Raw genomic sequence first — 6,706 nt, 5'->3', positions numbered from 1 at the left:
CGGCGGACGCCGCCCTGCCGGGCCGGCTCCGCGAGCTCGCGGAGCCGGCCCGGCAGGGCCTGCGCGCGGCGATGGTGCTGGCGGCAGCGGAGGCCGTCGGGCGCAGCACCCCCGCGGCGACGGCCGCCGCGGCCGCTGTCGAGCTCGTGCACGCCTTCACCCTGGTGCACGACGACGTCATGGACCGCAGCGACCACCGGCACGGCGCCCCCACCGTGTGGCGGCTGTGGGGCGTCGACACCGCGATCCTGCTCGGCGACGCCCTGCAGGCCTGCGCCACGCGGCTGCCGGCGACGGCGCTCGAGCCGCGGCACCGCGCCGAGGCCGTCGTGCTGCTGCAGGACACCGTGCTCGAGCTGTGCCACGGGCAGGACCTCGACGCGCGCGAGCACCTCGACCTCGACGCCGTCGAGCCCGCCGAGGTGGCCGAGGCGAAGACCGGCTCGCTCATGGGCCGGGCGTGGGCCCTCGGCGCGCTGGTCGCCGACGCGCCCCTCGACGTCGTCGAGCGGTTCGAGCGCGCAGGGCGTCTCGTCGGCATCGCGTTCCAGGTGGCCGACGACCTGCTCGACGTGTGGGGCGACGTCGCCGTGACCGGCAAGCACCCCTGCCTCGACCTGCTCGACCTGCGGCCGACCTTCCCCGTGGTCGACGCGCTGCGCTCGGGCACCGCGGCCGGCGAGGAGCTGCGCGGGTGGCTCGCCGAGCGACGGTCAGGCCGCACCGACGACGTGCTCGCCGCGCGGGCGATGCTCGACCGGGCCGGCAGTCGCGGCCGGTGCCTGCTGCGCATCGAGACCCTGCGCGACGAGGCGCTCGCGGTGCTCGACGGCGCGCCGGGGGCGGAGCCGCTGCGGCACCTGGTGACGCGCGCGCTCAGCGACCCGGGCGGGCCGAAGACCAGCGTGCTGCCGGTCGTGGCGCCAGCCGGCTAGGGCCCCGCCACGTCGCCGGGGGGGACCTCGTCGGGATGGGCGTCGTCGGGGGGCGCGGCGGTCGGGCGCCCCTGACCCCTGGCCCGCAGCAGCCGGCGCAGCGAGTCGAGCCGCGAGCGGCCCGCCGTCCCCGCGTGCCCGGCCTCGACCCAGGCGTCGAGCCCGCACTCGGGCTCGTCGTGGGTGCAGCCGCGCGGGCAGTCGTCGGTGCCGCCGAGCAGGTCGGGGAACGCCGAGACGATGCGGGTCGGGTCGACGTGCGCGAGCCCGAACGACCGGATGCCCGGGGTGTCGATCACCCAGCCCCCCTGCAGGTGCCCGGCCGGGGGCAGCCGCAGCGCCACGGCGGACGTCGAGGTGTGCCGGCCGCGGCCGGTGACCTCGTTGACGTGCCCGGTGAGTCGGCCGGTACCCGGCACGAGGGCGTTGACCAGCGTCGACTTGCCGACCCCGGAGTGCCCGACCAGCACCGAGCGCAGCCCGCTGACCGCCTCGCGCACCTCGTCGAGGCCCAGCACGGTGTCGCCGTCGCGGCGAGTCACGACGTACGGCACGTCGAGCGGCGCGTAGCTGCCGAGGAACCCGGCCGGGTCGGTCAGATCGGCCTTCGTGAGCACGAGCAGCGGCTGCATGCCGGCGTCGTAGGCGGCGACCAGGCAGCGGTCGACCATCCGCGGGCGCGGCTCGGGGTCGGCCAGCGCCGTGACGATCACCAGCTGATCGGCGTTGGCGACCACGACCCGCTCGTAGGGGTCGGTGTCGTCGGCGGTGCGGCGCAGGGTCGTGCGCCGCGCGTCGACCCGCACCACGCGGGCCAGGGTGTCGTCGGTGCCCGAGGTGTCGCCGACGATGAAGACCTCGTCGCCGATCACGATGCCCTTGCGGCCGAGCTCGCGGGCCTTCATGGCGATCACGGTGCGCTCGTCGGCGGTGCCGTCGCCGACCACCGCCGTGTAGCGGCCGCGGTCGACCGCGACCACCAGCCCGCGCACGGCGTCCTCGTGGCGGGGGCGCTCCTTGGTGCGCGGCCGGCTGCCCCGGCGGGACGCGCGCACCCGCACGTCGTCCTCGTCGTAGCGCTCGGCGGCCGAGCGCGGGCTCACCCGCCGGCCAGCATCGCGGTCCAGCGGCCGGTGAAGCCCGGCAGCGTCTTGGCGGTCGTGTCGACGTCCTCGATGCCGACGCCGGGCACCACCAGCCCGACCACGGCGGCCGCCATGGCCATCCGGTGGTCGCGGTAGGTGCCGAACGGCCCGCCGTGCAGCGGCCGCGGCCGGATGCTCAGGCCGTCGGCGGTCTCGGTGACGTCGCCCCCGAGGGCGGTCAGCTCGTGGGCCAGCGCCGCGAGCCGGTCGGTCTCGTGACCGCGCAGGTGCGCGATGCCGCGCAGCCTCGACGGGCCGGAGGCGACCGCCGCCAGCGCGGCGATCACCGGGGTGAGCTCGCCGACGTCGTGCAGGTCGACGTCGACGCCGCCGACGGTGCCGCCGCCGGTGACGGTCAGCGCGTCGTCGTCGAGCCGGACGTCGGCGCCCATGGCGGTCAGCACCTCGCGCAGCACGTCGCCGGGCTGGGTGGTGCGCCGCGGCCAGCCCGGCACCCGCACGGTGCCGCCGGTGACCGCGGCCGCGGCGAGGAAGGGCGCGGCGTTCGACAGGTCGGGCTCGACGTCGAGGTCGAGCGGGCGCACCGGCCCGGGCTCGACCCGCCAGGTGCTCGCCGTGCCGTCGTCCACCACGACGCCGACCGACCGCAGCAGCGCCACGGTCATGTCGAGGTGCGGCTGGCTCGGCACGGGCGCCCCGTCGTGGTGCACGGTGACGCCGGCGTCGTAGCGCGCGCCCGACAGCAGCAGGCCGGAGACGAACTGGCTGGAGTCGGAGGCGTCGATCGTGACCGACCCGCCGGGCACCGTGCCGCGCCCGAGCACCGTGAACGGCGGCGCCCCGCGGTGCTCGTCGTCGACGTCGACCCCCAGGCCGCGCAGCGCACCCAGCAGCGGGCCGATCGGCCGGCGGCGCATGCCCTCGTCGCCGTCGAAGAGCACCGGGCCGTGGGCGAGGGCCGCGGCCGGCGGCAGGAAGCGCATCACGGTGCCCGCCAGCCCGGCGTCGACCGCGACGTCACCGGCGAGCGGGCCGGGGATGACCAGCCAGCTGCCGCGCCCCTCGTCGGTCGGGCTCGCCGTGAGGTCGTGCTCGTCGTCGATGCGCGCCCCGAGCTCGCGCAGCGCCTCGGCCATGAGCAGCGTGTCGCGCGAGCGCAGCGGCGCCCCGAGCCGGCTCGGGCCCTCGGCGAGCGCGGCCAGCAGCAGCGCGCGGTTGGTGATCGACTTGCTGCCGGGCAACCGCACGGTGGCGTCGACCGGGCCGTCGGCGAGCGGCGCCGGCCACACCGGGTGCTGGCTGTCGCCCGCGGTCGGGGGCACGGTCGGGTGGCTCACGCGCCACAGTCTGTCGGATGCCACCGACGGCGGTCGACACGGCCGCCGCGACGTCCCGGCGCCTGGGACGGCGGCCGCGCCGTGCGGCTGCCGGTCAGCCGACGAACGGCAGCGTGCCCTCGACGGCCTTCGCCGTGAGGCGCGCCTCGCGCTTCGCCGTGCGGCCGGCCAGCTTCGTCGCCCGCTTGGCGTCGCGGGCCGCCCGGCGCGCGCGCCACGACAGGCCGGGCCTGCCGTCGGTGTCGACGGCGGCCAGCAGCAGGCCGCCGAACAGCCCGGCGTTCTTCAGGAAGTGGATGCGGTGCTGCGCCTTGGCGGTCGGGTCGTCCTGCTCCCAGAACCGGTGGCCCGCCGCCGTGGTGGGGACCAGCGTCGCCGCCAGCACCAGGGCCGCGACGCGCGGCAGCCGCCCGGTGGCCAGCATGGTGCCGGCGACCGCCATCGTGGCGCCGTTGGCGCGGGTCAGCAGCACCGGGTCGTCGGGCAGGCCCAGGCGCGGCGCGAGGGCCGAGATCACCGGAGCGGCCTGCTCGGCCCGCTTGTCGGGGTGGCGCACGCTGTCGACGCCGCCGTACACGAACTGGGCGGCGAGCAGCGGGCGGGCGAGACGACGGACGACGGTCACGGGTACCTCCAGGTCGACGGCGTCCCCATCCTGCCCACCTTCGGCCCCGGGCGCGAGGCAGGGGCGGTTGTCGGACGTGCGTGGCAGGCTGCGCACCATGTGCGGCAGGTACGCGGCGACGGCGAGCCCCGACGACCTCGTGGAGGAGCTCGAGGTCGACGACGACGAGACGGGCGGCGCGCCGGGACCGCGCTTCAACCTCGCGCCCACCGACCCGGCACCGGTCGTGCTGACCCGCGCCCCGCGCGGGGACCGCGACGCGGCACCCACCCGGCAGCTGCGCGTGCTGCGCTGGGGGCTGGTGCCGTCGTGGGCCAAGGACCCGAAGATCGGCGGGCGCATGATCAACGCCCGCTCCGAGACGCTGCTCGACGGCAAGGCGTACGCGAAGGCGGCGCTCACCCGTCGCTGCCTGGTGCCGGCCGACGGCTGGTACGAGTGGCAGGTCAGCCCGACGGCGGTCGACGCGAAGGGCGCCCCGCGCAAGCAGCCGTTCTTCGTGCACCTCGGCGACGGGTCGCGGCTGGCCTTCGCCGGGCTCTACGAGTTCTGGCGCGACCGCGCGAAGGCGGACGACGACGAGTCGGCGTGGCTGGTCACCTTCACGATCGTCACCACCGGCGCCGAGCCCGGCCTCGACCGCGTGCACGACCGCATGCCGTTCGTGCTGCCGCGCGAGCGCTGGGCCGACTGGCTCGACCCAGCGCGCACCGACCCCGACACCGTGCGCCGGCTGCTCGAGCCGCCGGCACCCGGGCGGTTCGCGGCGCACCCGGTGAGCCGCCGGGTGGGCAGCGTGCGCAACGACGACCCCGAGCTGCTGCTGCCGGTCGGGGCCGACGAGCTCGAGGGCGTCGTCGACCCGATGACCGGCGAGCTCGTCGGGGGAGCGGGGGGCTGAGCCGCGTGGGCCCGGCCTCGGCTCAGGCCGGCACCCGGGCGGCGGCCTGCATCTCGAGCAGCCACGCGTCGAGCGCGTCCAGGCCGTGGTCGAGCCGGCGCAGCGCCTCGGTGCCGACGGCCACCCCGTCGACCCCCTCGACGGCCGCCAGTCGGGCGACGTCGTCCGGCGTCCGCACGCCGAAGCCGCACAGCACCGTCGCGTCCGGCGCGTGCTGCCGCAGCAGGGCCACCGCGCGGGCGATCTCGTGCGCCGGGAGCATCGTGCCGCCGGTGCGGTCGCCGACGGCCAGGTAGACCAGCGCGTCCGGTGCCACGCCGCGCGCCACCTCGGCCGTCAGGGCGTGCGCGGCCAGCAGCGGGATCGCCCTGGGTGCCGATCCGGCGGGGCCGCCGGCGCCGTCCGCGCCGTCCGTCAGCCGGCGCAGCATCACGTCGTCGTCGCTGATCACCGCGTCGACGGCACGCAGCGCCCCGGCCCGCACGAGGTCGTCGCCGTCCCGGCTGGGGTCGGCCACGTCGATCAGGATGTTCGGTCGCTGCGTCGCGTAGTAGTCGAGCACGTCGGCGTCACGCAGCCCGTTCGTCGCGGCGACGCGCAGCGCCCGGCCGATCGCGTCGCCGGGCTCGGGCGGGCCGTCGGCGATCGCGACGGGCATGGCGCACTCGACGACGGGCACGCCGCGGTGACGCAGCAGGTCGAACGCGCGCTCCGACGTCTCGGTGGTCGGGTACCCGTGCACCAGGTACACGACCAGGGCGAGCGAGCCGCCGTCGCGGCAGCGCCGGATCGCCTCGGCCGCGGTCGGTGCGACGGGTGCGGTGCGGCGCGCGGTCTCGACGTCCGCCCTCACGAGTGCACCCGGTCGCTCGCCAGCACCCGCCGCTGCAGGTACGTCACGCCGGGCGTGCCACCCGTGCCGCCGTCGTCGCCCAGCAGCCGGGCGACCACGGCGAGGTGCGACCGCTGCCAGCGCGCGAAGGCCGCGATCGCCTCGCGCAGCAGGTCGGCGTGCCCGTCGGCCGGGGCGAGCCGCGCCCGCAGGTGCTCGAACTGCTGCGACTGCGCGCCGCTCGCGGTGCCCAGCGCGGCGCGGAAGGCGCGGAACGCGTCGGGCGGGAGGTGGTCGAGGGCCTCGACCTGCGCCGTCATCAGGTGCAGGCACGCCTCGGCCCGCGCGAGGTGCTCGTGGCGGGCGCCCGGCGGGGTCGACGCGGTCGGCGCCGTCGCGGCGTCGAGGTCGAGCAGCACCTGCTGCAGCCACAGCTCCGACGCCTGGTGCACGATGATGAAGAAGTGCTCCGCAGCACGCGTGCGGGGGTCGACGTCGGCCGCCAGCGGGTGCTGCAGCGACAGCAGGTGGTCGAGGTGCAGGTAGGTCGCGTAGGTCGGGGGCTCACCCGGCCAGTCGGCCTCCGAGGGGCTCAGGCTCATGCGGCACTCCGGTTCGGTGGGGCGCGCGCCGGTGGCGCAGTGCCCTTCGACACTGACACAGAGAGTTGCAGACGGCAAGAGTCAACGCATGCCTATCGTTGTTCCGGACAGGGAGGCCGCACGGTGACGGGGACGGACGACGCGGCGGCGCGGGCGGCGCTGCCCGGTCGCGGGTCGGTGCGGTCGGTGGCCACGCCGGGCGGTCCCGCCCGGGTGCGGCTGCAGCGACCCGGTGCCGGGCAGCCGCAGCACGGCCTGCTGGCGCTCGGCCACGGCGCCGGCGCCGGGCTCGACCAGCCCGACCTGATCGCCGCCCGCAAGTCGGAGGCCAAGCGGTCTTAGGAAGACAAAGTCTCGTGTCAACTCCT

Annotated in this window: 8 protein-coding genes; 3 read left to right on the top strand and 5 right to left on the bottom strand. The window is 77.0% G+C overall.

Features of this window, described 5'->3' with window-relative positions:
- Positions 1-935, top strand: a 935-nt coding sequence (locus ACYVI6_RS17685; RefSeq protein WP_460447626.1) for a polyprenyl synthetase family protein, incomplete at its 5' end; no start/stop codon positions are given.
- Here ACYVI6_RS17685 and rsgA read toward each other — a convergent pair.
- The 3 genes from rsgA to ACYVI6_RS17670 form a co-directional block, all read right to left on the bottom strand.
- A complete protein-coding gene (gene rsgA, locus ACYVI6_RS17680) occupies positions 932-2,038 on the bottom strand; it encodes a ribosome small subunit-dependent GTPase A (protein ID WP_460447625.1) in 1,107 nt (368 codons plus the stop codon). The genes ACYVI6_RS17685 and rsgA overlap by 4 nt on opposite strands.
- Positions 2,035-3,378, bottom strand: a complete 1,344-nt coding sequence (gene aroA / locus ACYVI6_RS17675; RefSeq protein WP_460447624.1) for a 3-phosphoshikimate 1-carboxyvinyltransferase — start codon at positions 3,376-3,378, stop codon at positions 2,035-2,037. The genes rsgA and aroA overlap by 4 nt, the downstream gene beginning before the upstream one ends.
- 94 nt (positions 3,379-3,472) lie before the next feature.
- The gene (locus tag ACYVI6_RS17670) at positions 3,473-4,003 is read right to left on the bottom strand and encodes a DoxX family protein (RefSeq protein ID WP_460447623.1); all 531 of its coding nucleotides are present in this window, start codon (positions 4,001-4,003) and stop codon (positions 3,473-3,475) included.
- A 97-nt stretch (positions 4,004-4,100) separates the two neighbouring features.
- Between ACYVI6_RS17670 and ACYVI6_RS17665 the strand changes: the two genes are divergently transcribed.
- On the top strand, positions 4,101-4,904 hold the full coding sequence (locus ACYVI6_RS17665) for an SOS response-associated peptidase (RefSeq protein ID WP_460447622.1): 804 nt from the start codon (positions 4,101-4,103) through the stop codon (positions 4,902-4,904).
- 22 nt (positions 4,905-4,926) lie between these two features.
- Here ACYVI6_RS17665 and ACYVI6_RS17660 read toward each other — a convergent pair whose 3' ends face one another.
- The gene (locus ACYVI6_RS17660) at positions 4,927-5,757 is read right to left on the bottom strand and encodes a beta/alpha barrel domain-containing protein (protein WP_284290181.1); all 831 of its coding nucleotides are present in this window, start codon (positions 5,755-5,757) and stop codon (positions 4,927-4,929) included.
- Positions 5,754-6,338 carry a tryptophan 2,3-dioxygenase family protein gene (locus ACYVI6_RS17655; RefSeq protein WP_460447621.1) on the bottom strand — a complete coding sequence of 195 codons (585 nt, stop codon included), beginning with the start codon at positions 6,336-6,338 and terminating at the stop codon, positions 5,754-5,756. Before ACYVI6_RS17655 ends, ACYVI6_RS17660 begins: the two co-directional genes overlap by 4 nt.
- A 123-nt stretch (positions 6,339-6,461) precedes the next feature.
- Here ACYVI6_RS17655 and ACYVI6_RS17650 point away from each other — a divergent pair, with 123 nt between their 5' ends.
- On the top strand, positions 6,462-6,680 hold the full coding sequence (locus ACYVI6_RS17650; protein ID WP_460447620.1) for a hypothetical protein: 219 nt from the start codon (positions 6,462-6,464) through the stop codon (positions 6,678-6,680).
- Positions 6,681-6,706 lie beyond the last annotated feature (26 nt).

It is taken from the genome of Angustibacter aerolatus, from assembly GCF_054776675.1.
This window is presented reverse-complemented; position numbering and strand designations above follow the sequence as displayed.